Here is a 22,986-nt window from a genome sequence, read left to right on the forward strand (position 1 = left end):
GACGGGTTAACGACTTTGCCAGGCTCTTTGTTGGTTGTTCACAGAAACGGGGTGTGCCGGACTACCCCAGGGCAACCTGCCGCAACTGCTCCGGGTCGCCGTTGAACAGGTTCTGGTCGCCGGGGAACAAGCCGGCCGCCTGCCACTGCCAGATCGTCTGGTGGCCCCAGCCGTGGGGCAGCGGCCCGAGTTGTTCGGCGTAGTGCGCCACCCACAGCGGGTTCGTGCGGCCGAACTCCGCCGCGCCGCCCACGCACCGGTTCCACCAGCTCGTGGACGTGTAGATGGTCGGGTACCGCCCGGTGCGCTCCAGCACGCGGTCGCTGAACGCCCGCACCCAGCCACCCATCGCGGCCTGGTCGAGCCCGTAACACGTGTCGCCGTAGGGGTTGTACTCCATGTCGACCGCGCCGGGCAGCGTCCTGCCGTCGCGTGACCAGCCGCCGCCGTTGTCCACGAAGAAGTCCGCCTGGGCCCGGCCGTCCGACCGGTCCGGCAACGCGAAGTGGTACGCGCCCCGGATCATGCCGACCTGGTAGGAACCGTTGTACTGCTGGGCGAAGTACGGGTTGCGGTACCCCGTCCCCTCGGTGGCCTTCACGTAGGCGAACCGCGCGCCGTCGTGCCACGACCTGCCCCAGTCGACGTCGCCCTGGTGGCTGCTCACGTCCATGCCCGGCACGGACGCGCCCGTGCGTGGTGCGGCGGTGGTGCGCGACCAACCCTCGTGCTTCGCGATCTGCGAGCCTGCGTAGTGGTCGGAGGACCCCTCGGGCAGCGCGTGGGCGACCGGGGCGACCACCAGCGTGATCGCCACCGCGCCCAGCCACGCGGTCCAGGTCCGGAGACGGTTCGTCATCGACGCCCCCGATGAGCCTAGGCGGTTGGTGCATCCGGATGGATGGTCGACCTTGTGCCGCCGGCTCGCCAGCCGGGTGTCACCCGTTCAGCCGGGTCAGCTCCTCCGGGGTGAGTTCCAGGTGCACGGCGGCGGCCGAGTCGCGGATGCTCTCCGGCCGCGACGCGCCGGGGATCGGGATCACGTGACGCCCCTTGGCGAGCAGCCACGCGAGGCACACCTGCTGCGGGCTCGCCCCGCGCGCGCGGCCGACCTCCGCGAAGGCCGCGAACCGGTCGCCGAGTTCGCCCGCCGCGCTCATCCCGCCCAGCGGGCTCCACGGCAGGAACGCGACGCCCAGCCGCTCGCACAGCTCCAGCTCGGGTTCGGACGACCGGTACGCGGGCGAGAACTGGTTCTGCACGGCGGCGAGCCGCCCGCCCAGCACCTCGTTCGCCTCCCGGATCTGGGCGGCGTCGAAGTTGGACACCCCCGCGTACCGGATCTTGCCCGCGTCCAGCAGCTCGGCCAGCGCGCCGACCGACTCGGCGGTCGGCACCGCGGGGTCCGGCCGGTGGAACTGGTACAGGTCGATCACGTCGACGCCGAGCCGCCGCAGGGACTCCTCGCACGCCGCTTTCAGGTGCTCGGGCCGCCCGTCCAAAGCCCAGCCGCCGCCGGGCGTCCGCGTGTGGCCGCCCTTGGTCGCCACGAACACCCCGGCCACGCCCCGCAACGCCTCGGCCACCAGCTCCTCGTTGTGCCCGAAGTCCGTTTCGGTCGCCGAGTAGGCGTCCGCGGTGTCGATCAGCGTCACACCCGCCTCGACGGCGGCCCGGATGGTGGCGAGCGCGCGTTCCCGGGGCGGCCCGCCCGCCACGGACATCGGCATCGCGCCCAACCCGATGGCGCTGACCTCGACGTCCCCGATCCGGCGTTGGCGCATGTCGTCTCCTCATCAGTCGGCTGCCACCAGCCTGCGCCCGGAGCAACGCGCTGTCCACCGAAGGGGTGCTCAGCGGTGCTCCTCGGTGCGACCCACGAACCGCGCGTCGTCGGCGCCGGTGAACGCCCACCCCGCCGGGTCCTCCTTGACCCTGGTGCCGGGCAGCAGCACCACCGGGCCCAGCAGCTCCGGCGGTTCCGGCGGCAGGTGCAGGAACTCGCCGACCTCCGCGCCACGCGCGTCCAGCGGGCGGTGGAACGGCACGTCCTGCAACGACAGCCCGCCGTGGAACAGGGCGGCCCGGAAGTCGACCCGGCCGAGGAACGCGCCGCCGGAGAACAACGCGGGCTTGCCGAAGCGCACCTCCCGGAACGCGGTGATGCCGTGGAACCGGGTGCGCCGCGCCGACAGCCTGCCCACGCGGCGGCCCTCCAAGCGCAGGTACTCGACGCTCGCGCCGGTGAGGTCCAGGTGGTAGAGCGTCGGGTCGGTGTCCATGCCCCAGGGCAGCAGGTCGGTGATCAACCGCTGCGCGGTGAGCCGGACGGTGCGCTCCCGGTCCTCCTCGGGCGTCGGGCGCGCGACGTCGTCGTCCGGTGCGATGCCGTGGTACGCCTGGTCGGGGTCCTCGGGTTTCAGGTCGTAGGCCGGGTGCTTGAACGGGCGGCGCAGGTACGCGCACAGCACGTCGAGCACGGTCTGCTTGTAGCGGGGCGTGGCGCGGGCCAGGCCGGCCAGCGCGTGCAGCGCGCCCACCCGCACCTGGTCGGCCTCGTTGCCCAGCATCTCCACGGCCCGCGCGAACCGCTCGTCGGCGACCTTGTCGCTCTCCAGCTCGTGCCGCGCCTCCTCGGTGCGCCGCCGGCGGTCGTTGAGCCACAACGCGTACAGCGCGACGATCGCGCCGCCCGCCAGCCCGCCGGTCTTGATCGCCTCCGACTTGGCGGTGGCTGGTTCCACCCACAGCAGCACGGCCGTGGTGCCGGTGGTCACCAGCACCGCCGCCACGAGGCTCAGCACCAGCAGCAGTCGTCCGCGCACGGCTCAGGCCACCTCCTCCACGCCGGGCCACCCGTCGGGCAGCCGGTTCTCCCGCTCCGGCGACACCCGCGCGCCGTGCGCGCGGAAGCCGGCCGGCGCACGCAGCCGCAGGTCCGCGTCACCCGCGAAGCGCGTGCCGGTGAAGTCGGCCGGCTCGGCGAACTCCGCCTCGTGGAACGAGACGGGACCGGTGAACTCGGCGTCGGCGAACTTGTCCGGGCCGCGGAACCGGGTGCGGGCGAAATCGGCCCGGCCGCCGCACCGGAACCGGCTGAACCAGCCCTTGCGGTGGAACACCACGTCGTGCAGGTGGAGGCGGCCGGGGCTCTCCGAGTCGGTGAACCACGCGTCGCCGTGCACCACCGCGTGGTGGAACGAGTTGGACTCGACCATGCGTGCCGCGCGGATCATCAGCTCGCCGACCTGCCGGTGCGAGATGTCGAAGTATTCGAGGTGCGCGCGGGTCAGGTTGAGGTCGTAACGCGGCGCGCCCTCGGCGTCGGCGCGGGGCAGCAGGTCCGCGATGAGGCGTTGCGCGGTCAGCCGCACCTCCAGCTCCCGCTCCTCCTCGGGGGTGCGCTCGCGCGGGTCGGCCGCGGGGTTGAACGGTCGCCGCAGGTAGGCGCACAGGAGGTCCAGCGCGGTCTGCGCGTACTCGGGCCGCGACCGCGCCAGGCCGGCGAGCGCGTGCATGGCGCCCACCCGCACCTGTTCCGCCTCATGACCCAGGAGTTCGACCGAACGGGCGAACCGCTCATCCGCCACCCGTGACCGGTCGTGCTCGGCGCGGGCGCTCTCCAGCTCGTGCCGGGCCTGCTCGACGCGTTGCCGCTCCTCGTCGGTGTGCCGCCGCCGGTCGTTGAGCCAGAGCGCGTACAGGGCCACGATCGCGCCGGCCGCCAGCCCGCCGGTCTTCACCGCCTCGTTCTTCGGCGCGTTCGGGTCCGCCACGAACAACCACCCGCCGACCAGCAGGAACGCGCCGACCGAGCCCACCAGGGTCGGTGCCAGGAGGCTCTTGCGGGCCCGCTGCCGCAGCAGCGCGAGCACCGCGGCGACGGCGACGCCCACCGCGCCCGCGATCCACAGGTAAGTCACAAGGGCAGGATTCTCCCCGGTGATCAGCGGGTGTCGGAGCGATTTCGCGATCAGGGCCGAAGGGGCGGTGTCCCGGCTCACCGGATTGGCCCATGATGTGGGGGTCACCGCGAGCCGAGGGGGAACACTTGGACGGCGTGGAGCGGCCCGTCTGGGCGCCGGGGGACATCGACCTCAGCCGCCCCAGCATCGCGCGGGTGTACGACTACTGGCTGGGCGGCGCGCACAACTTCGCCGTCGACCGCGCCGTGGGCGACAAGGTCATCGCGGACGTGCCCGTGCTGCGGAGCGTCATCCTGAACCACCGGGCGTTCCTCCGGCGTGCCGTGCGGTACCTGCTGGCGCACGGCATCCGGCAGTTCCTCGACCTCGGCTCCGGCATACCCACCGTCGGCAACGTGCACGAGATCGCGCAGTCGGTGGACCCCACCGCGCGGGTCGTCTACGTGGACATCGACCCGGTGGCCGTGGCGCACAGCCGCGCCATCCTGACCGGCAACGAACTCGTCGGCGTGCTCCAGACCGACGTGCGGGACGCGCGTGCCGTGCTCGACTCGCCCGAGGTGCGCGACATGCTGGACTTCGACCAGCCGATCGCCGTGCTGATGGTCGCGCTGCTGCACTTCGTGCCCGACGCGGAGGACCCGGCGGGCGTGGTCGCCGCCTACCGGGACGTCATCCCGGCGGGCAGCTTCCTCGCGGTGTCGCACGCCGGCCACGAGGACGGCGAGTGGGACCCGGCCTGGGACGACGCGAAGGGCCTCTACAACCGGGGCGTCAGCCCGATCACCTACCGCGACCGCAGTTCCGTGGAAAGCCTGTTCAAGGGCTTCGACCTGGTGGCGCCCGGGGTCGCGCGGCTGCCGCTGTGGCACCCCGAGTCGCCGGACGACCTGGGCGACGACGCGACGCACTTCATCGGGTACGCCGCGGTGGGTCGGAAGCCCTGATGGTGGTGTCGTGCGAAACCGTCCGGACCCTGGCGGTCGACCGCGTCGTGCGACCGGTCGTATCCTCTCGGTTGTGGCGGTAGGCCGGCGGACATGACGACGGAACAGGTTGACCATCGGGTGGCAGCACCGGGCCGATCGAACCTCGACCCCGCCGTACTGGCCGGGGCGGAGGCGTTCGCCCGCACCTGGGCGACCGCGGTGATCGGCAGCAGCTACGTCCCGATGACGCGGGCCGAGGTGGCGGAGCACCTCCGCGCGCTCACCGAGGTCCTGGTGCACGCCCTGCACGCGACCCCGTTCCGCACCGCGCCGGGCTACGAGATCGGCGCGCGCCTGGTGGAGGCGCACTTCACCGGCACCGACACGCTGGGCCGCACGATCCAGCTCCTCGGCGACGACCTGCTGGGCGAACTGGGCATCGCGCCCGACGAGCTGATGCGCTCGCGGCTGGCCGCGCTCCAGGGCGCGTTGTCCGCCGGGTACGCGCGTGCGCTGCGCGAGCGGACGCTGGCCGAGCAGGAGGCGATCCGGGCGGCCGTGCTGGACGCGCGCGACCAGGCCGAGGCGGCGCTGCGGGCGTCCGAGGCGCGGTTCCGGGCGATGTTCACCGAGGCGGCGATCGGCATCGGCATCGCCGACATCGAGGGCCGCATCCTGGACGTGAACCAGGCGCTCCAGGAGATGCTCGGGTTCAGCGTCGAGGAGATGCGGCAGTACAACATCCGGGACCTGATGCACCCCGAGGACGGCTCGACCGTCTGGCGGCTGTACGACCAGCTCACCGCGGGCGAGTGCGACCACTACCGGGCGGAGAAGCGGTTCCGCCGCGCGGACGGCGAGCAGGTGTGGACGCACCTGACGCTGTCCCTGGTCCGCGACGACCACGGCGAGCCGCAGTACCAGGTCGCGATGATCGAGGACGTCACCGACCGGCACCTGCTCCAGAACCGGCTGCGTTACCAGGCGCTGCACGACCCGTTGACCGGCCTGCCGAACCGGGCGTTGTTCCTGGAGCGGCTGGGTCGCGTGTTCAACAACCGGGCGCGGCGGCGGGCCGGGCTGTGCTACCTGGACCTGGACGGGTTCAAGGTGATCAACGACAGCCTCGGCCACGACATCGGCGACCAGTTGCTGGTGGAGGTGGGCCGGCGACTGGACCACTCGGTGTCCGGTGACGGCAAGCTGGTGGCGCGGATGGGTGGCGACGAGTTCGTCATCCTCGTGGAGGGCTCGCGCGACACGCAGGACATCGTGGACGTGGCGGACCGCGTGTTACGAGAACTGGAGTCGCCGATCCGGATCGGTGGCCACGAGCTGACCGTGTCGGCCTCGATCGGCATCGTGGAGCGGGAGCTGTCCGGCACGACGGCGGCGGACCTGATGCGCGACGCCGACATCACGCTCTACTGGGCCAAGGCCGACGGCAAGTCGCGGTGGGCGCTGTACGACCCGGACCGCAACGCGAAGGAGGTCGCCCGGTTCACGCTGTCCGCGACCATGCCCGCCGCGTTGGAGCGCGACGAGTTCTACGTGGACTACCAGCCGTTGGTGCGGCTGGAGGACAGCACGGTCGTCGGGGTCGAGGCCCTGGTGCGCTGGCAGCACCCGGAGTTCGGGCGGCTCGCGCCGGACCGGTTCATCGAGCTGGCCGAGGAGACGGGCCTCATCGTGCCCCTCGGTCGGTGGGTGCTGCGCCGGGCGTGCCGGCAGGCGAGGCGGTGGCTGGAGGAGTTCGGCGAGGCCGCGCCGTTCGTGTCGGTGAACCTGGCGGTGCGCCAGTCCCGGGACCCGGAGCTGGTGCGGGACGTGAAGCGCATCCTGGACGAGTGCGCCCTGCCGCCGCACCACCTCCAGCTGGAGCTGACCGAGAGCGCCGTCATGGGCACCGCGGACGAGCCGTTGGAGGCGTTGCGCGCGTTGTCCGACATGGGCGTGCGGATCGCCATCGACGATTTCGGCACCGGCTACTCGAACCTCGCCTACCTCAAGCACCTGCCGGTGCACGAGCTGAAGATCGCCGGGTCGTTCATGGAGGGCCTGCGCGCGGCCGACGAGGAGGACGCGGTCGACGTGCAGATCGTGTCGACGCTGGTCCAGCTCGCGCACGCGCTCCAACTCGGCGTCACCGCGGAGGGCGTGGAAACGCCCGCGCAGGCCAAGCGCCTGCACCGCATCGGCTGCGACACCGGCCAGGGCTGGTTCTTCGCGAAACCCATGAAGCCCGCCGACATAGACGAACTCCTCCGCCGCCGTTAGGGCTCGGCTCCAGGCGGGGCTGGTGTCGAGGAGCCCTAGGCCAGGTCCACTACCACCTTCACGTCGTCATCTCTCCTCTCGAACGCGTCGGTGAACCGCTCCAACGGCACGCGACGGGTGATCAAACCGGCCAGCCACGACCGGTCCGCTTCGGCGAGTGCCGCGGCACCCGCCCGGTAGTCGGCCAGACCCGCGTTGACCGTGCCCAGCACGGCCTTGTTCCCCAGCACGACACCGTCGAACACGGCCGGATCGAGCGGCAGGGGGTCGTGGGTGCCTGTCAGGCCCGCCAGGACCAGCACGGACGACCGGCGCACCACCGACCAGATCACCGACGGCGCGCCCGTGCACTCGACGGCCACGTCCACCGCCACGTCCGGCACCTCCCGGTGGTAGTGCGCGCCGAGCGCACGCACCAGGTCCGGCTTGGGCCCGTCCGCCACGCGGTCCACCACGTGCACCTCCAAACCCAGCCGCACGCCGAGCAACGCCGCGAGCAACCCGATCGGCCCCGCACCGGTGACCAGCGCCGTCCGGGGCGCGACGTGCGCCTCCTCCCACGCCCGCCGCCCCCGCGCCCACGCCTTCGCCACCACGGACGCCGGCTCGGCGAGCACGCCCGCGTCACCCAGCGCCGGGTCCAGCCGCACCGCGAACCCCGGCGGCACGGACCACCGCCGCGCCCCGTACCCGTCCAGGCCCTTGATGCCGCGCTCCAGGTACCGGCCGTTGCGGCAGTAGTCCCACGCGCCCGCCGCGCACGCCGGGCACGGCGCCGGGTCCGGCCGCCGCACGACGCCCACCACCAGGTCACCGGCCCGGACGTCCGCGTCGGCCGGCGCGGAGACCACCCGGCCGAGGGATTCGTGGAACAGCACCAGCTCCTCCCGGCCGGGCGGCGGCTCGCCGAAGCCGTCACGCACGATCTCGGTGTCGGTGCCGCACACGCCGACCAGCAGCCCGTCCACGACCACCTCGTCCGCGCGCCCGACGAACTCCACGTCGACCACGCGGGCCCGTTCCGGGCAGCCCGGAACCACCTGCGCCGCTCTCACCCGTCGCGTGCCGTCCACGTGGCGAGGCTACGTTCCGGGCCGTCAGCGCACGATTCGTGAGACGTTGTGCCCGAACACCTCCACGGACGGCCGCGTGTCGCCCAGAGGCCGATAGGTCGCGTGCAACGTCACGGACTCACCCGGCCACAACGTCACGTAGTTGTCGCTCCAGTCCACCGGCAACACCTCCGGCCCACCCGCGCCCTGGCGCACGGTGGCCCGCACGAAGAACGCCACCGTCCGGCCGGTGTTGCGCAGCGTCACGTCGGTCGACCCGGCGGACGACGACGTGCGGACCGACAGCTTCCCCGCCGGCAGCCGGTTCAACGCCGTGTAGTCGGCGTACGCGGTCTGCGGCGTGTGGTACCAGGTGGACGCGGCGTAGTCGAGCTGGTCCGCCTTGGTGGACAACCAGTACACGTTCCGGTCGACCACGTCCCCGCGGGCGTCGGTCAGCAGCAGCCGCGCGAAGTGCACCTCGGACAGCCCGTCCGGCCGCGGCAGCTCGCCGACCCGCACGGCGCCGTTGGCACGCGCCGTGACCGGCCGCGTCTCGTCCGCCCGCACGGTGCCGTCCGCGTTGAACAACGTCACCCGCACGCGCAACCCGGGCACGTCGGCGAGCCCGGTGTTCACCACCGCCAGCGACCGGTCGTCGTAGGAGAACTGGACGTGCAACGGGCGCAACGCCGCCTTCGCGCCGAAGTAGGAGCCCGCGGTGGCCAGGTAGTAGTCGTACAGGTGCCAGAACATGGTCGGCCAGGCGCTGTTCAGCATCCAGTGGATGACGCCCGTGGCGGGCCTGGTCGGGTCGGACGCGTTGCGCCCGAACGCCTCGAACTGCGCGCGGTTGGTCTCGTAGTTCGCGAGCTGCGCCCGGCGCACGAACTCCTCCGGTGTCGACGGCCGGCCGTACCGGGCGTCCAGGGCGGTGCCCCAGAAGGAGAACTTGTTGAACGTGGCCGACCGCGACAGGTGGTACTGGGTGGCGTTGTAGTCGGTCAGCTTCGCGATGTCCTGCGGCGTGAGGAACTTGCGCAGCTCGTCCAGCTCCGGCACCGCCGGCCCCGGACCGATCTCGGACGCGAAACCGGACGCGCCACCGAGCCGCTTGTCGTACCAGTAGTTCGGCGGGACCCACCAGTACGGGCCCTCCATCTTCATGCCGGGCGGGCCGAGCCGCGGCGAGGCCAGCGCCTTCGCCGACGAGATCACCGGCAGGTCCCACCCGGCCCGGCCGAGCGCGTCCAGGTACACCCGCTCCAGCTCGGCGGGCGGCGCTTTGTCGCTGCCGATCAGGAAACCGAGCAACGACGGGTGGTTGCGGACGCGGCGCGCCTCGCTCTCCGCCGACTCGCCCGCGACCCGCGTGTCCTCGGCGTCGAACGAGTCGTAGTCCTCCCACTTGGAGCAGCACTCCCAGCCGGTGAGCACCATGATCCCGTACCGGTCGGCCAGGTCGTAGAACTCGTCGTTCTCCGGTTTGCCCTCCAGCCGGATGGTGTTGAGCCCCATGCTCCGCACCAGCTCGAGCTGGTCCTCGATGCGCCGGACGTCGGTGCGCAGGAACAGGTCCGACGCCCACCCGCCGCCACGCACCAGGAACGGCTTGCCGTTGACGGAGAACTGCCGCCCGCCGTCCACCAGGCCGGACGTCACCTCGCGCACGCCGAAGGTGGTGGCGGCCAGATCCGACCGCGAGCCGTCGACACGTGCCTCCAGCGACGCCCGGTACAGCGGCTGCCCGCCCATCTGGAACGGCCACCACACCCGCGGTCGCTCGATGACCTGCTCGAAGGTCACGGTGCGCGTCTCCCGCGCGCCCAGCGGCACGCGCCGGCTGAACGGGGCCTGCCCGATCGTGCCGGACACGTCGGCCTCCACCGGCGCGTCGGTGTTGTTGCGCGCCTCCACCTCCACGGTGACGGTCGCCGACGCGAGGCTGGGCAGCGGCAGGTCGGCCGTGGCACGCGGGTGGCGCAACGACACCGGTCCGCTCGCCGCGAACTCCACGTGGCGGAACAGGCCCTGGTTGCGGTCGGGCGGCAGCTGCGTCCAGTCGATGAAGTGGATCGCCAGGTCCTCGCGCTCCGGGTTGGCGGGCGAGGCGCGGACGGCGAGCGCGTTGACGCCGTCCCGGAGCAGGCCGGTGACGTCGAACTCGTGCGTCGGGTACGCGCCGACGACCCGGTCCGCGCCCGCGACCAGCGTGCCGTTGAGCCACACCTCGCCACGCGCGATCACGCCGCCGTTGAGCCGGAGGAACGTGTGCGTGCCCGGTTCGGGCTCGGCCCGGAACTCCCGCCGGTACCACCAGGGCACGGCGAAGTCGGCCGGGTCGACCAGCTTGAGGTTGTCGCCCCGGTTGAGGTCGGGGTACCGGCCGTTGGCGACCAGCCCGGCGAGCACGGTGGACCGGGCGGGTACGGTCAGCCAGCCCCCGTCGGCGTAGCCGGCGGTGGAGATCGCCGCGCCGTCGCCGGTGACGCGTGCACCGGACTGCATCCGCCAGTCGGGCACCGCGGACGTGGCGCCCGGTGTCGAGTCGGTGGTGAACCGCGAGTCCGCCGGTTCGGCGGTGGCGGCGGGCACGGCGCACACCAGCGCCAGGGCCGCCACGAGCGCGATCGCCCGTGAGCGCATGACTCCTCCCCGGGGTCAGGACGGCGGCAGTTCGAGAATTTCCGCTACCGGGTCACCCGACAAGGCAGCTATGGAGTGACACCGGTGCTGTCGTTCGCGACGCTCCGTGCCCACCGATCGGATACGTTGGGCGTCATGCGCCGTGCCGTGCCGATCTTCGCCGCAGTGCTGCTCCTGGCCGCCTGCTCCCAGACCACGACCGGTTCACCCACCGCCGGCACCACCACCTCCGGCAAGGCCACGACCACCACCGGCACCACCAGCACGGCGAAGTCACCCGCCAAGCGCCCGAAGACGATCAACGTCCGGGACCTCGACCCGTGCACCATGCTCACCGAGGCGCAGCGGACCGAGTTCGGCGCGGACCAGCCGCCGCAGAAGGGGACCGTGCCGATCTTCAACTGGTCGACGTGCCACTACAACCGGGGCGACGGGAAGTACATCGTCGGCACGACCGTCATCGTCGACAAGGGCATCGAGTTCTACACCGAGAGCGCCAAGCGGGACGAGGCGGAGAAGCTGGAGGTCGGCGGCTTCCCGGCGGTGCTGGTGAAGGCCAAGACCACGGGGCCCGCGTGCACCGTGGCGGTGGACGTGTCCGACGGGCAGATGGTGAACGCGAACGTCGCGAGCTTCGGCGAGACGCCGATCGACCAGCTCTGCGCGCTGGCGCCACAGGTCGCCGGCGCCGTCATGACCAACCTGATGGCCAAGTAAGACGAGCAAACTGGTCCATTAGCACGCGGAACCGCAGACCATCGTCACGCATCAGAGTTAAAGTCATGCGCACGATGGGGTGTGTGCAGCACTGAGGAGGGTGTGTCGTGTTCATCGCGGATGGTGGTGGCGGGGGGTCTGCGAAGACGCCGCCGGAGTACAGCGGGACGCAGCAGAAGCTGAGCGTCGACCCGTCTGCGATCCCCGAGGCGCGCAAGGTGTTCATGGACGCCCTCAACCGGCTGGAGCCGGTGATCCGCAACGCGATGGACGCGCTGGAGGCCCACCCGTGGGCGGGTGACCCGGTGAGCAAGGAAACCGCGGACGCGTTCAACCGGGACACGTTCGAGCGCGGCGACTCGGCGGCGTTCACGGCGATCCTGGCGTACCGGCAGCAACTGCGGGGCGTGGTGGACCAGCTCACGGCGATCGAGGCGGACTACCGCCGCGTCGAGGGTGACAACGTCGCGGCCTGGGGCCGCATCAACAACAACTGAGCCCGAGGGGGGCGAACACGATGGGTGACCACCGCTGGCGTGGTTATGCCCACCCCGATCTGCACCGCATGATCAACGAGGGGCCGGGTGTCGCCGCCTCTCGTCCGGTGGAGGACGGCTGGAAGGGTTTGTCCGAGGCGCTGGCCGAGGTGGACGAGTCGATCCACGCGGCGCTGGCGAAGCTCGGCGCGAAGTGGGAGGGCTCCACGGCCGAGGAGACCCAGGCCGCCCTGTCGCCGCTCGCCCAGTGGGCGGGTGACGCGAAGCAGGGTTCGGACACGATGAAGACGTCCGCGCAGCTCCAGGGCGAGTACGTGGCGGACGCCCGCAAGTCGATGCCCGAGCCGGTGAAGGTCACCACCGAGGCGCCGTCCGTGGGTGACAAGATCGCCGGCGCGCTGACCGGCCCGGTCGGCATGATGCACGTCATCAAGCAGCAGCAGGACCACGAGGCCCAGGAAGCGGCGCAGGAGAACGCCGAGGCCAAGGCCGTCGAGGTGATGAACAACTACCAGTCGAACAGCGAGTGGAACAGCGGCACCCTGGGCGAGTTCGTCCCGCCGCCCCAGGTCGTGATCGACACCCCGCCCCCCGGCGGCCCCGGCAGCTACAACCAGAGCAGCGCGAACTACACCAGCCAGCAGACCTGGACGCCGCCGGGCGACGGCACCACGAGGACGTCGTGGGCGAACCCCACGCCGACCCCGAACCCCACGCCGATCACCCCACCGCCCCCGGTGAGCCCGACACCCCCACCGCCCCCGTTCACGCCGCCGGGCGGCGGTGGCGGCACGACCGTCCCGTCGTGGACGCCGCCACCCACGCAGAACCCCAACCCGACCCCACCGCCGCTGCCCAAGCCGCCGAACCTGCCGGTGCCCCCGCCCAACGGCGGCCACCCGCCGGTCAACTGGAAGCCCCCGGCCTTCCCGCCGAACCAGGGCGGACGCCCGCAACTGCCGCCCCGCGGCCCGAACGGCAACCCCCTCGGACGACCCTTCGGCCCCACACCGGGCGGCGGCGGCCTGCCCGGCGCTCCCGGCGGCAACGGCCTCCCCGGCGGCCAGAACACGGCCCCCGGCCGCGGCCCCCTCCCCACCCCCGGCGGCTTCGGCCCCGCGACTCCCGGTGCCCCCGGCACCCCCGGTGCTCCCGGCGCCTTCAACGGCGCCCCGGGCCGCCCGGGTGCTCCCGGCACCGGCACCGGCACGGGTGCGGGCGGTCATGGTGCGGGTCGGGGCCAGAACGGCGAGGAGGACATCGAGCACAAGTCGGCCGACTACCTGGTCGAGGCAGACAACGTGTTCGGTGACGACCGCCTGGTCGCACCGCCGGTGATCGGCGAGACGCCGCAGCAGTAGAAGTAGAAGCGACACGACACCAGGCCAGGTCCCGCTTCCGGGACCTGGCCTGGACCGCATCGGACCTCGGACCTGGGACCTGGAGCAGCAGTGACGTATTTCGGGGGGCCGGCCGAGAGGGAACCCATCACCCTCTCCGCCGAGGAGTTCGACGTGCTGTGGGAACGCCTGAACCTGGGCCCCATGCCACTGGTGATCAAAGTTCCGTCACCGGGCAAGTCGCACCAGGAGCGGGCGGACCTGGAACGCCGCGTCTGGCAGTCGATCGGCGCACGCGGTCTGGGCGGTCCCACCGGCCTGCACCCCGAACTCGACTACCTGCTCCGCCTCTTCTTCCGCCCGGAGCGCGAGGTGGACGGCCGCGTCTGGGTGGGGCGCAGCATCCGCGTGCTGGCCGTGGCGAACGGCGACCACGGCGCGGTGGCCACCCTGGCTGACGACCAGCTCACGTTCCGCAGAGCTGCCGGCACCGGCCTGCCCACCGCGGTGCTGAGCACGCTACCCACCCACCCCGCCGGCACCGGCCACTCGGTGACCATGCCGAGCGAGGACCTGGAAGCAGCGGTCAAGAACTCCGACGGCTCACCGAAAAGCCTTGAGGCGTCACTGCGCAACCACGGCGTCCGGCAGGAGGACGCGACCACGTTGGTCAAGATGTTCACCGGCCTGGTCCACACCGGCAACTTCGGCGCGGCAGCCCGTGACAAGTACGGAAAACGCTGCCGCCCGGACCGCGTAGTGGCCTTCTTCGACACAGAAGACGGCCGCTACCTACAACAACGCCGCTCCTCCAACGGTTCCGCCCCGTGGAGCACCTTCACCCCCACCGACGCCCGCCGCCTGACGCACCAGGTGGAGGAACTACTGGCAGAAGCCGTCCGCTCCGCCTCCTGAGCCAAAGCGGACTGGAACTCCGCACACACGCGGTGGGGGCTTGCCACACACCAGTCCCCCCGTCGTGTTCTCCCCGTATGGCCTGCGCGCCAGCGAACCGCGCTCGTTCCCTGGGCGCAAGCACGCTTTTCGCTTGCGCCCAGGGAACGAGGGTGGTTGTCTCTGACCAGGCCATACGGGGAGAACACGACGGCTCTTTCAAACTCCTTGGCGGTCTGCCCGTCCGGCGAGGACGCTTTTAAGCTCTTCCCCGGCAGCTCTTCCCCGGCAGCTCCTCTCGCGCCCCTCGACTACCGTGGACACCCGTGCCCCAGAAACCGCCGTCCGCGGAGGAAACCCGCGCCGCCGTGAGCGAAACCCTGCCGTGGCTGGCAGGCGAGGCGGACCAGCCTCCCCGCCCGGTCCTGGCCGCGGCGGTCAAAACGAGCCTGCGGACCCTGGAACACCAGGCACCGGGTCGCAGCGTCGAGGTCCGCGTCCCGCCGTTCGCGGCGATCCAGTGCGTGGCCGGGCTCAGGCACACCCGGGGCACGCCGCCGAACGTGGTGGAAACCGACCCGCGAACGTGGCTGGAACTGGCCACCGGCCGACTCTCGTGGGCGGACGCGGTGGAGTCCGGTCGGGTCACCGCTTCGGGGAGTCGGGCCGACTTGTCAGCCCACCTGCCACTTCTGCGCTTCCAGCTCTGACAGCCCTCCGCACCACCTAAGCTCGATCGGGTGAATGCGCTCAAGCTCATCTCAGCGATCGCGTTGTCAGGCTTCCTCCTGGCCGCGTGCGGGAGCGGCGGCAAGGAGTGGGAGGGCGACGTCGCGTTCAAGGTGACGCGGCTCAACCCGAGCCAGGACTCCATGGGCAGGACCGAACCGCCGTACGCGAACCTGGAGATCGACCAGGACGAGCCGAAGTCCCTGGAGCCGATCTCGACCAGGATCGCGAACCTCGACCAGCTCCCCGACGGGGTACGCGTCGGGGACCGGGTCACGTGCAAGGTGAAGCAGTCGGACCAGAGCGGCTTCGACCAGCGCGGGGTGCAAACCACCGTCACGTCTTGCCGAAGCCGCTGAAGGGCCAAGCCTCAGAACCAGGACCCAACAGTCTTGTCCCAGGCCCCCTTGACCCCTTCCACCGCGTCCCGCCCCAACTCGACGACGTCCCCCACCCCTCCAACGACAACGTCCACCGTGTCGTTGACCAACTCCTTGCCGGTGTTCACCAACCCGGTCCCAGCCTCGGACCAGTTGCCGCGCACGGCTTCCCGCCCCGCGTCGTAGAGACCGGTCCCCACGTCCCCGACCAACTCGGCAGTCCCGGCGACCGTGCCCCCGATACCGTCGACCACCGGCCCGAGACCGGGCACGTGCGACCCCGGCAGCGACGGCCCGAGCGGCGAGTCGTACCACTTCTGGTCGGTCACCGAGCCGCCGTTGCCGGTGGCGATCTTGGCCAGGTTGTCCACCGACTCCGAACCCGGGTGGTAATACTGCGAGTGCGCGCCCAGCGCGTTGGCACCGTCGGTGGTGCCGAAGACCTTCGCCCCGAACCGGTCGTCGTACGGCCCGACGGACGACCCGTCCGCCGTGAACCAGTCGGAACTGGTGCCCTGCACCACCGGGTCGTGCTCGGTGGCTCCCGCGTACACGTGGCCGGGTCCCACCGAGAGCTGGTTGGCGTTGGACGCGCCGACACCGGGCGAGCCGACGAACGCGATGTCGTCCGCGGCGAGCCCGTTCATCCCGGCGTAGCCGACCGTGGTGGAGCCGTAGGAGTGGCCGATCACGGTGAGGTGCTGACCGGGCACGCCCGCCGCGCGGTACCCGGCGACGTCGGCCACCAGGTTCGCTCCGCCTTCCTTGGCCTGCGCGGGGTTGTCGACCTCACCGATGGACCAGCCCGGCGCGTCGTAACCCAGCCACTGGATGGTGGCATTGCCGTCGGCGCCCATGGCGTGCCGCAGGTTCCCCGCCTGGTCCACCGAAAAACTGTCCAAAGTGGACCCCGTGCCCGGCACGCACACTGCCAAGTTGGCTGCCGTGTCGGGATTTCCGTACGCGATGGCGGTCGCGCCGTCGCCACGCGGGCCGTACGGGTCCCACGCCATGATCCGGACGTCGGGCGTGCCGTCCGGCTTGTACCAACCCTTTTCCTTGGCCAGCTTCTCCGCGTCGGCGATGCTCTTCTGCACCTTCTCCGCGTTCTCGGCCTTGGTGGCGGCTTCCTGGCGCTGCTCCGACAACGACGCGTACCGCGGGTCGTTCAACAGCTTCGTGAGGTCGCCCGACTTCTTCGGGTCCAGGCCGAGTTCACGCGCCCGCTCGTCCATCTGCTCCTGCAACCGGTCGCGCTCCGCGCCGAAGCGCTGGAGGTCGTCCTGGATGCGGGCGCGGTTGGCGTGGTCCAGCACGTCGGACGGCAGGCCGCGCAGCTGCCCGAGTTCCTGGAACCTGGTGCGCAGCAACTCGTCCTGCTGCTCCTTGGTGAGCGACTTCCACCACGCGGCGACCTGCTTGGGATCGGTGCCCGGTCCGGGGACGGTGGCGGCGGCGGAACCCATGACCCGCACGGCGTTCGACCAGCCGGCGTCCTTGCCCGCGGTCTCCTGGAAGCCGGGCCGGACCTTGGCGAACGCCGACGCGTAGGACCGCAGTGCGTTCTCGTAGCCGTTCTTGACGTTGTTGAGCTGTTCGTTGACCTTCGCGGCCAGTTCGCGGGTCTGCGCCTCGTCCAGCGCGGGCGACCGGCCGCGCCAGAAGTCGATGAGCTGGTCCGCGCTGCCCCGCATCTGCGCGTACGCGCGGGAAGCGGCCTGGACGATCTCCGCGCCCGCGCCCAGCCGCTCGCCCGCGACGGCGGCGGACCGGCTGGACAACTCGGCCCGCGTGGCGAACTTCTGCGCGGACCCGCCCTGCCAGGTGGCGGTGGCGGTGTTGCCGCCGGAGGTCACGGCGTCGCCCGCGCGGCCCACCGCGCTCCGCGCGCCGGTGATCGGGTCGGCCGCCGCGGCGACGCGGCCCGCGTCACCCGCGGCGAGTTGGCCGTACAGGACCTCGGGGTCTGCGTAGCTCACGCGGTGGCTCCTTCCCGGCAGCAGGTGTCGCGGCTCACGCGAGCCCTCCCTCGATGTCGCGGAACGAGGTGGTCGAATCGTCGTCGGCACGCTGGTAGGTGTCGGCGTTCTCGGTCAGCCCGTCACCCGCGTCGCGGTACCAGGCCGCTCCCCGCCGCAGGTCGTCGGACTGCTCACCGCTCCACCGGGCCAGCGCGTCGACGAACTCCGCGGCCGCGGGAACCTGCCCGAGCGCGTCCGCGTCAAGCCTCAGCATGGAGATCAGCTCAGCCCCGTCGCCCGCGGCGTCCGCCCCGTCGTGGAACTCCTTGGACGCCGCGCGCAACGTCTCTGGTCGCACACCGAACACGGTCCCCCACCCTTCGTGCCGCTAGAGCCCTGCCCAGTGCGACGCAGGCTCCGGATCACCGGTTCCCGGGAACCCGAACCACGCGAAAGCACGTACGGCACGATGACCCCGATCCCCCACAGGAGGCAGCCCGTGTCCGGAAGTTGGACCACCCAGCGGTGGACCGAGAAGTTCACCGAGCAGTCGGCGTTGTTCCGCGCGGCGGTCGGGGAGGCCGACCCCGCCGCGCCGGTGCCGAGCTGCCCCGGTTGGACGTTCACCGAACTGACCCTGCACGTCGGCCGGTTCCTCCAGACCTCCCTGGAGTACCTGCGCAGCGGCAGCACCGTCCAGCTCCGCCTGCCACCGCCGCCCACCGGCGTCGCGCCGCTGGCGTACCTGGACGAACAACTCGCGCTAGCCGCGCGCGTGCTGCCCGAGGTACCCGGCAACCGCCCGGCGTGGACGTTCTCGCCCGCCGCCCCCGACCTGGCGTGGGTGTGGCACCGCCGCATCGCGCACGAACTCGACCTCCGCCGCTGGGACGCCCAGGCCGCGTTGCGCAAGCTCGTCGACGGCGACGCGGATTTCGCGGTGGACGGCATCGAGGAGTCGCTGGGCACGCTGCTCGCCGCCAAGTACGCCACCGACGTGCCGCCGGACGCGCGGGGCACCGTGCTGGTCCGGCTGACCGACGTCCCGGAGGCGTGGGTGGTGACGCTCGCACCCGGCGCGGTGCCGGAGTTGCGCACCGCGTGGCCGGGCGTGGAGGCGGACCTCCAGGTCACCGGTGAGGCACTGCTCGTGCACTACGGGTTGTGGGGCAGGCTGCCGCTCGACGCGGTGGGTGACCAGAGCCTGCTGAGCGTGCTCAAACTGGACTGAGCGGGGTGCGTTTGGTCACTTACCGCCGTGCTTGATGGGGGTGGTTCACCCCCCGTTCGCCTTACACTCGGGTTGCAGCCTGCCCGCGTCGCTAGGGAGCACTCGGTGGTCACCGACCAGTCAGCAACCGGCCGCACCGACACCGAAGAGAACGAGCCCCGCGAGGAATGCGGTGTCTTCGGTGTCTGGGCGCCCGGCGAAGAGGTCGCCAAACTCACCTACTACGGCCTGTACGCGTTGCAGCACCGGGGTCAGGAGGCCGCCGGCATCTCGGTCGGCGACGGCAGCCAGGTCGTCGTCTTCAAGGATTTGGGCCTGGTCAGCCAGGTGTTCGACGAGCAGGTGCTGTCCAGCCTGCGCGGTCACGTGGCCGTCGGCCACTGCCGTTACTCCACCACCGGCTCCACGACGTGGGAGAACGCGCAGCCGACGTTCCGCACCACGGCCACCGGTTCCGGCCTTTCGCTGGGGCACAACGGCAACCTGGTCAACACCGCCGAGCTGCTGGCCCGCGCGCGTGAGGCCGGTGTGGACACCGGCCACGGCGCGACCACGGACTCCGACCTGGTGTGCGGGTTGCTCGCGGCGGAGGCCGCGGACATCGGCATCGAGCAGGCCGCCATGCGACTGCTGCCGACCTTGCGCGGCGCGTTCTGCCTGGTGTTCTCGGACGAGTCGACGCTGTACGCGGCACGCGACCCGCACGGCGTGCGCCCGCTGGTGCTGGGCCGGCTGGAGCGCGGCTGGGTGGCGGCGAGCGAGACGGCGGCGCTGGACATCGTCGGCGCGTCGTTCGTGCGCGAGGTCGAGCCGGGCGAGCTGATCGCCATCGACGAGAACGGCCTGCGGTCGTCCCGGTTCGCGAACCCGGAGCCGAAGGGCTGCATCTTCGAGTACGTCTACCTGGCCCGCCCGGACACGACGATCGCCGGTCGCAGCGTGCACGCGACGCGGGTCGAGATCGGTCGCCGCCTGGCGCAGGAGCACCCGGTGGACGCGGACCTGGTGATCCCCGTGCCGGAGTCCGGCACGCCCGCGGCCATCGGGTACGCGCAGGCCAGCGGCATCCCGTACGGGTCGGGGCTGGTCAAGAACGCCTACGTGGGCCGCACGTTCATCCAGCCGTCGCAGACCATCCGGCAGCTCGGCATCCGGTTGAAGCTCAACCCGTTGCGGGACGTGATCCGGGGCAAGCGGCTGGTCGTCGTGGACGACTCCATCGTGCGCGGCAACACGCAACGCGCGCTGGTCCGCATGTTGCGCGAGGCCGGCGCGGTCGAGGTGCACGTGCGGATCGCGTCGCCGCCGGTGAAGTGGCCGTGCTTCTACGGCATCGACTTCGCGTCCCGCGCGGAACTGGTCGCCAACGGCTTGGACAACGACGGCATCCGCCGGTCCATCGGCTCGGACTCGCTGGGCTACGTGTCGCTGGAGCAGCTGGTCGCGGCGAGCGAGCAGCCCAGGTCGCGGCTGTGCGCGGCGTGCTTCGACGGCGAGTACCCGATCCCGCTGCCGGAGGACGCGTTGATCGGCAAGCACCTGCTGGAGGGCATCCGGGGCGTCGCGGGCTCGGCCGCTCCCGTGCTGCCGAACGGGTACGGTGCCGAGGACGCCCTTCAACGGCCCTGAAATGGATGCCCGCAGAACAATGGAAGCCAGTGACGTGACCGACACCGCCAAGGCCACTTACGCCGCCGCCGGAGTAAGCATCACCGCGGGTGACGAGGCGGTGGAGAAGCTCAAGCCGTGGGCGTCGAAGGCGCACCGCCCCGAGGTGCTCGGCGGCATCGGCGGTTTCGCGGGCCTGTTCAAGCTCCGCCTGGACCGCTGGAAGGAGCCGGTGCTGGCGTCGTCCACGGACGGCGTCGGCACGAAGATCGCCGTCGCCCAGGCGTTGGACAAGCACGACACGATCGGCGTCGACCTCGTCGCGATGGTCGTGGACGACCTGGTGGTGTGCGGCGCGGAGCCGTTGTTCCTCCAGGACTACATCGCGGTCGGCAAGGTCGTGCCGGACAAGGTGGCCGCGCTGGTCAAGGGCATCGCCGAGGGGTGCGTGCAGGCGGGTTGCGCGTTGCTGGGCGGCGAGACCGCCGAGCACCCGGGCCTGATGGGCGAGGACGACTACGACATCTCGGGCACGGGCGTGGGCGTCGTGGAGGCGTCCGCGATGCTCGGGCCGGAGCGCGTGCGCGACGGCGACGTGGTGATCGCCATGGGTTCGTCCGGGCTGCACTCCAACGGCTACTCGCTGGCCCGGCACGTGTTGCTGGACATCGCGCGGATGCCGTTGTCCGGGCACGTGGAGGAGTTCGGCCGCACCCTCGGCGAGGAGCTGCTGGAGCCCACGCGCATCTACGCGAAGGACTGCCTGGCGCTGGCCGCCGAGGCCGACGTGCGCACGTTCGCGCACATCACCGGCGGTGGGTTGGCGGCGAACCTGGCGCGCGTCCTGCCGGAGGGGCTGCACGCGCGCCTGGACCGCGGCACCTGGACCCCGGCTCCCGTGTTCGCGTTGATCGCCCAGCGCGGTCGCGTGGAGCGCGAGGAGATGGAGAAGACGTTCAACATGGGCATCGGCATGGTGGCCGTCGTGTCCCCGGAGGACGTGGACCGCTCGCTGGCCGTCCTGACCGCCCGCCACGTCCCCGCGTGGGTCCTCGGCGAGGTCAGCCGGACGGAAACCGCCACCGCGCTGGTCGGCGACCACCCCCGGTTCTAGTACCCGCCCGCCGCCGCGCGCACCGCGTCGCGCGTGGCCTCGTCGGCCTCGTCCATGAGGTCGAAGGCCGCGCGCACCGCGTGCTGCGCGCGGTCGGCGGCTTCGAGCGCCAGGCGGGCGGCTTCGAGCGCCTGCTCCGCCTCGGCGTCCGCGCCCGCCCGGCGCGCGACCTCCGCCCGTTCCCGGGCCGCCGCCGCGGCGGTGCGGGCCTGGGCGCCCGCGTCCCACACGTCGCTGACCACCTGCTCGGCCGCGTCGACGGCCGCCGCGTCACGCAGCGCCGTGCCCGCCTGCGCGGTGAGCGCGCGCAGGTGTGATTCCTCCAGCAGGATCTCGACCTCGTGGTCGATGGTGACGAACAGCCGTCCGCTGGTCGTGCCGCGCAGCGTGACGGGCACGTTCCCGGCGAGGGTCAGGCTGAGTCGGCTGGGCGTCGCCGCGCCCCGGTGATCGGTCATCGCGTTCTCCTCGGATCGCCCACTTCCGGGTGGTTTGCGGCAGCACTCGGCGCGTGGTGTGGGATGGTTTCGCTTAGTCGGGCTCGCGAGTAGTGCCTACTGTAGATCTGACTACAGGAATTCGGACTACTGAACGTGTACGCAAATCGGGTGAAAGGATTCCGGGCAGATGTCGTTGTCGACCACGCCTACGGTCATCCGCCGGTACCTGGCGTTCGAGCTGAAGCGCCTGCGTGAGGCGGCGGGGTTGCACCAGACCGACGCGGCCAAGCGGATCGACACGACCAAGGGCCGGATCGGGCACTTCGAGACCGGGCGCAATCTCCCGAAGCTACCCGACGTGGAATTGCTGCTGCCGTTCTACGGTGCGCCCGAGTTGGTGGAGACGTTCTGCGAGTTGATCGTCCAAGTCCGCACGTCCCCGGTGGTGTTCGAGTCGGATGATCTGGCCAGCCTCCCGCCGGGGTTCGACTTCTACCTCGGGCTTGAACAGGGTGCGAGTCGCATATTCACCTACGACGCCGTCGTGGTGACCGGCATCCTGCAATGCCGCCGCTACGCCGAAGCCGCGATCAGAGGCCACTTCACCGAGCTGTCGGACGATCTGCTGGCGGACCTGGTCGGGCTCCGGATGCGGAGGCAGGAGGCGCTCGACCGGACCGAAGGCCCGTTGCACGTCGACGTCGTGCTGGACGAGGCGATCCTCCGAAAGGAGATCGGCGGCCGGGACGTCGCCGTTGAACAGCTCGACCGCCTGAAGACGCTCGCCCAGCGCCCGAACGTCGTCATCCGGGTGCTGCCGTACTCGGTGGGCGCGCACCCATCGCTGCACGGTTCCTTCACGCTGCTGGAGTTCCCGATCGAACGGGACCCCGGTGTGGTCTACCTGGAGGACCGGACTGGTGGTAGTTATCGGGATGATGGTGGCAACATCGACGAGTACACCGCAGTGGCTCGCCGGCTCATGGAGCTGGCGTTGCCCGAGCGGAAGTCGTTGTCGCTGATCGATTCCATCCGAAGGGAGCTGGCCTCATGAGCGAGTTGGGTGCTTGGCGGAAGTCATCCAGGTCCGCCGGTGCCGGCCAGTGCGTCGAGGTGGCCCGGACGACCGCAGTGGTTGGTGTGCGTGACTCGAAGGCCCCGCACGCGGGGCACTTGCAGGTCCCCAACGCGTCCTTCGTCGCCTTCCTCGACGCGGTCAAGCGCTAGGCGACGTCCGTGATCGAT

General features: G+C 71.4%; 22 protein-coding genes. 13 read left to right on the forward strand and 9 right to left on the reverse strand.

The genetic code is table 11. From position 1 onward, the window contains the following. Nucleotides 1–61: 61 nt before the first annotated feature. The 4 genes from KZQ38_RS00840 to KZQ38_RS00855 form a co-directional block, all read right to left on the reverse strand. Complete coding sequence (locus KZQ38_RS00840; RefSeq protein WP_219437384.1) at nucleotides 62–859, reverse strand: lysozyme; 798 nt, start codon at nucleotides 857–859, stop codon at nucleotides 62–64. 79 nt (nucleotides 860–938) lie between these two features. Beyond that, entirely contained in the window at nucleotides 939–1,784 is an 846-nt protein-coding gene (locus tag KZQ38_RS00845; RefSeq protein WP_219437386.1) for an aldo/keto reductase, read from the reverse strand. Between the two features lie 69 nt (nucleotides 1,785–1,853). Then, nucleotides 1,854–2,825 carry a pentapeptide repeat-containing protein gene (locus KZQ38_RS00850; protein ID WP_219437388.1) on the reverse strand — a complete coding sequence of 324 codons (972 nt, stop codon included), beginning with the start codon at nucleotides 2,823–2,825 and terminating at the stop codon, nucleotides 1,854–1,856. Between the two features lie 3 nt (nucleotides 2,826–2,828). Beyond that, entirely contained in the window at nucleotides 2,829–3,923 is a 1,095-nt protein-coding gene (locus tag KZQ38_RS00855) for a pentapeptide repeat-containing protein (RefSeq protein ID WP_219437390.1), read from the reverse strand. 137 nt (nucleotides 3,924–4,060) lie between these two features. On the opposite strand from KZQ38_RS00855, the gene KZQ38_RS00860 reads away from it, so the two are divergent. Both KZQ38_RS00860 and KZQ38_RS00865 read left to right on the forward strand, forming a co-directional pair. Next, nucleotides 4,061–4,873: an SAM-dependent methyltransferase gene (locus KZQ38_RS00860; protein ID WP_308258184.1), complete on the forward strand. Its 813-nt coding sequence runs from the start codon at nucleotides 4,061–4,063 to the stop codon at nucleotides 4,871–4,873. Between the two features lie 120 nt (nucleotides 4,874–4,993). After that, on the forward strand, nucleotides 4,994–7,132 hold the full coding sequence (locus KZQ38_RS00865; protein ID WP_219437392.1) for a putative bifunctional diguanylate cyclase/phosphodiesterase: 2,139 nt from the start codon (nucleotides 4,994–4,996) through the stop codon (nucleotides 7,130–7,132). 35 nt (nucleotides 7,133–7,167) lie between these two features. On the opposite strand, the gene KZQ38_RS36850 is transcribed toward KZQ38_RS00865, so the two are convergent. Continuing rightward, the gene (locus KZQ38_RS36850; RefSeq protein WP_219437394.1) at nucleotides 7,168–8,205 is read right to left on the reverse strand and encodes an alcohol dehydrogenase catalytic domain-containing protein; all 1,038 of its coding nucleotides are present in this window, start codon (nucleotides 8,203–8,205) and stop codon (nucleotides 7,168–7,170) included. A gap of 24 nt (nucleotides 8,206–8,229) precedes the next feature. Further along, nucleotides 8,230–10,830: a glycosyl hydrolase 2 galactose-binding domain-containing protein gene (locus KZQ38_RS00875; protein WP_219437396.1), complete on the reverse strand. Its 2,601-nt coding sequence runs from the start codon at nucleotides 10,828–10,830 to the stop codon at nucleotides 8,230–8,232. A 135-nt stretch (nucleotides 10,831–10,965) separates the two neighbouring features. Here KZQ38_RS00875 and KZQ38_RS00880 point away from each other — a divergent pair, with 135 nt between their 5' ends. The 6 genes from KZQ38_RS00880 (at nucleotide 10,966) to KZQ38_RS00905 (ending at nucleotide 15,366) form a co-directional block, all read left to right on the forward strand. Beyond that, nucleotides 10,966–11,547: a DUF3558 domain-containing protein gene (locus KZQ38_RS00880; RefSeq protein WP_219437398.1), complete on the forward strand. Its 582-nt coding sequence runs from the start codon at nucleotides 10,966–10,968 to the stop codon at nucleotides 11,545–11,547. Between the two features lie 107 nt (nucleotides 11,548–11,654). Beyond that, nucleotides 11,655–12,044: a transcriptional regulator gene (locus KZQ38_RS00885; RefSeq protein WP_219437401.1), complete on the forward strand. Its 390-nt coding sequence runs from the start codon at nucleotides 11,655–11,657 to the stop codon at nucleotides 12,042–12,044. Between the two features lie 20 nt (nucleotides 12,045–12,064). Further along, nucleotides 12,065–13,405, forward strand: a complete 1,341-nt coding sequence (locus KZQ38_RS00890; protein ID WP_219437403.1) for a PPE domain-containing protein — start codon at nucleotides 12,065–12,067, stop codon at nucleotides 13,403–13,405. Between the two features lie 90 nt (nucleotides 13,406–13,495). Then, nucleotides 13,496–14,299 (forward strand): ESX secretion-associated protein EspG, encoded by an 804-nt coding sequence (locus tag KZQ38_RS00895; protein WP_219437405.1) that lies wholly within the window; start codon nucleotides 13,496–13,498, stop codon nucleotides 14,297–14,299. Nucleotides 14,300–14,604: 305 nt separating this feature from the next. Continuing rightward, on the forward strand, nucleotides 14,605–14,988 hold the full coding sequence (locus KZQ38_RS00900; protein WP_308258185.1) for a sterol carrier family protein: 384 nt from the start codon (nucleotides 14,605–14,607) through the stop codon (nucleotides 14,986–14,988). A gap of 30 nt (nucleotides 14,989–15,018) precedes the next feature. After that, complete coding sequence (locus KZQ38_RS00905; RefSeq protein ID WP_219437407.1) at nucleotides 15,019–15,366, forward strand: hypothetical protein; 348 nt, start codon at nucleotides 15,019–15,021, stop codon at nucleotides 15,364–15,366. Nucleotides 15,367–15,377: 11 nt separating this feature from the next. Here KZQ38_RS00905 and KZQ38_RS00910 read toward each other — a convergent pair whose 3' ends face one another. Continuing rightward, entirely contained in the window at nucleotides 15,378–17,366 is a 1,989-nt protein-coding gene (locus tag KZQ38_RS00910) for an alpha/beta hydrolase (protein WP_219437409.1), read from the reverse strand. A gap of 34 nt (nucleotides 17,367–17,400) precedes the next feature. Then, nucleotides 17,401–17,706: a DUF2563 family protein gene (locus KZQ38_RS00915; RefSeq protein WP_308258186.1), complete on the reverse strand. Its 306-nt coding sequence runs from the start codon at nucleotides 17,704–17,706 to the stop codon at nucleotides 17,401–17,403. A 141-nt stretch (nucleotides 17,707–17,847) separates the two neighbouring features. Here KZQ38_RS00915 and KZQ38_RS00920 point away from each other — a divergent pair, with 141 nt between their 5' ends. The 3 genes from KZQ38_RS00920 to purM all read left to right on the forward strand — a co-directional run bounded on the left by KZQ38_RS00920 (nucleotide 17,848) and on the right by purM (nucleotide 21,301). Continuing rightward, nucleotides 17,848–18,579: a maleylpyruvate isomerase N-terminal domain-containing protein gene (locus tag KZQ38_RS00920; RefSeq protein WP_219437413.1), complete on the forward strand. Its 732-nt coding sequence runs from the start codon at nucleotides 17,848–17,850 to the stop codon at nucleotides 18,577–18,579. Nucleotides 18,580–18,684: 105 nt separating this feature from the next. Beyond that, entirely contained in the window at nucleotides 18,685–20,208 is a 1,524-nt protein-coding gene (gene purF, locus KZQ38_RS00925) for an amidophosphoribosyltransferase (RefSeq protein ID WP_219437415.1), read from the forward strand. 19 nt (nucleotides 20,209–20,227) lie between these two features. Beyond that, nucleotides 20,228–21,301 (forward strand): phosphoribosylformylglycinamidine cyclo-ligase, encoded by a 1,074-nt coding sequence (purM, locus tag KZQ38_RS00930; protein ID WP_257900553.1) that lies wholly within the window; start codon nucleotides 20,228–20,230, stop codon nucleotides 21,299–21,301. Here the strand turns inward: purM and KZQ38_RS00935 are convergent. Then, nucleotides 21,298–21,759, reverse strand: coding sequence for a hypothetical protein (locus tag KZQ38_RS00935; RefSeq protein ID WP_219437417.1), 462 nt, complete (start codon nucleotides 21,757–21,759; stop codon nucleotides 21,298–21,300). The genes purM and KZQ38_RS00935 overlap by 4 nt on opposite strands. 169 nt (nucleotides 21,760–21,928) lie before the next feature. Between KZQ38_RS00935 and KZQ38_RS00940 the strand changes: the two genes are divergently transcribed. Together KZQ38_RS00940 and KZQ38_RS00945 are read left to right on the forward strand one after the other, a co-directional pair. Then, complete coding sequence (locus KZQ38_RS00940) at nucleotides 21,929–22,795, forward strand: helix-turn-helix domain-containing protein (RefSeq protein ID WP_219437419.1); 867 nt, start codon at nucleotides 21,929–21,931, stop codon at nucleotides 22,793–22,795. Then, a complete protein-coding gene (locus KZQ38_RS00945) occupies nucleotides 22,792–22,968 on the forward strand; it encodes a DUF397 domain-containing protein (RefSeq protein WP_219437421.1) in 177 nt (58 codons plus the stop codon). The genes KZQ38_RS00940 and KZQ38_RS00945 overlap by 4 nt, the downstream gene beginning before the upstream one ends. Nucleotides 22,969–22,986 lie beyond the last annotated feature (18 nt).

Origin of the sequence: Saccharothrix obliqua, assembly GCF_019375475.1 — a bacterium.
In the GTDB taxonomy this organism is placed as follows: Bacteria; Actinomycetota; Actinomycetes; order Mycobacteriales; family Pseudonocardiaceae; genus Actinosynnema; species Actinosynnema obliqua.

Excerpts from the sequence above, each read along its gene's own strand:
- KZQ38_RS00840 (WP_219437384.1), bottom strand. The coding sequence starts at position 859 with ATGACGAACCGTCTCCGGACCTGGACCGCGTGGCTGGGCGCGGTGGCG.
- KZQ38_RS00845 (WP_219437386.1), bottom strand. The coding sequence starts at position 1,784 with ATGCGCCAACGCCGGATCGGGGACGTCGAGGTCAGCGCCATCGGGTTG.
- KZQ38_RS00875 (WP_219437396.1), bottom strand. The coding sequence starts at position 10,830 with ATGCGCTCACGGGCGATCGCGCTCGTGGCGGCCCTGGCGCTGGTGTGC.
- KZQ38_RS00880 (WP_219437398.1), top strand. The coding sequence starts at position 10,966 with ATGCGCCGTGCCGTGCCGATCTTCGCCGCAGTGCTGCTCCTGGCCGCC.
- KZQ38_RS00890 (WP_219437403.1), top strand. The coding sequence starts at position 12,065 with ATGGGTGACCACCGCTGGCGTGGTTATGCCCACCCCGATCTGCACCGC.
- purM (WP_257900553.1), top strand. The coding sequence starts at position 20,228 with ATGGAAGCCAGTGACGTGACCGACACCGCCAAGGCCACTTACGCCGCC.
- KZQ38_RS00935 (WP_219437417.1), bottom strand. The coding sequence starts at position 21,759 with ATGACCGATCACCGGGGCGCGGCGACGCCCAGCCGACTCAGCCTGACC.
- KZQ38_RS00940 (WP_219437419.1), top strand. The coding sequence starts at position 21,929 with ATGTCGTTGTCGACCACGCCTACGGTCATCCGCCGGTACCTGGCGTTC.
- KZQ38_RS00945 (WP_219437421.1), top strand. The coding sequence starts at position 22,792 with ATGAGCGAGTTGGGTGCTTGGCGGAAGTCATCCAGGTCCGCCGGTGCC.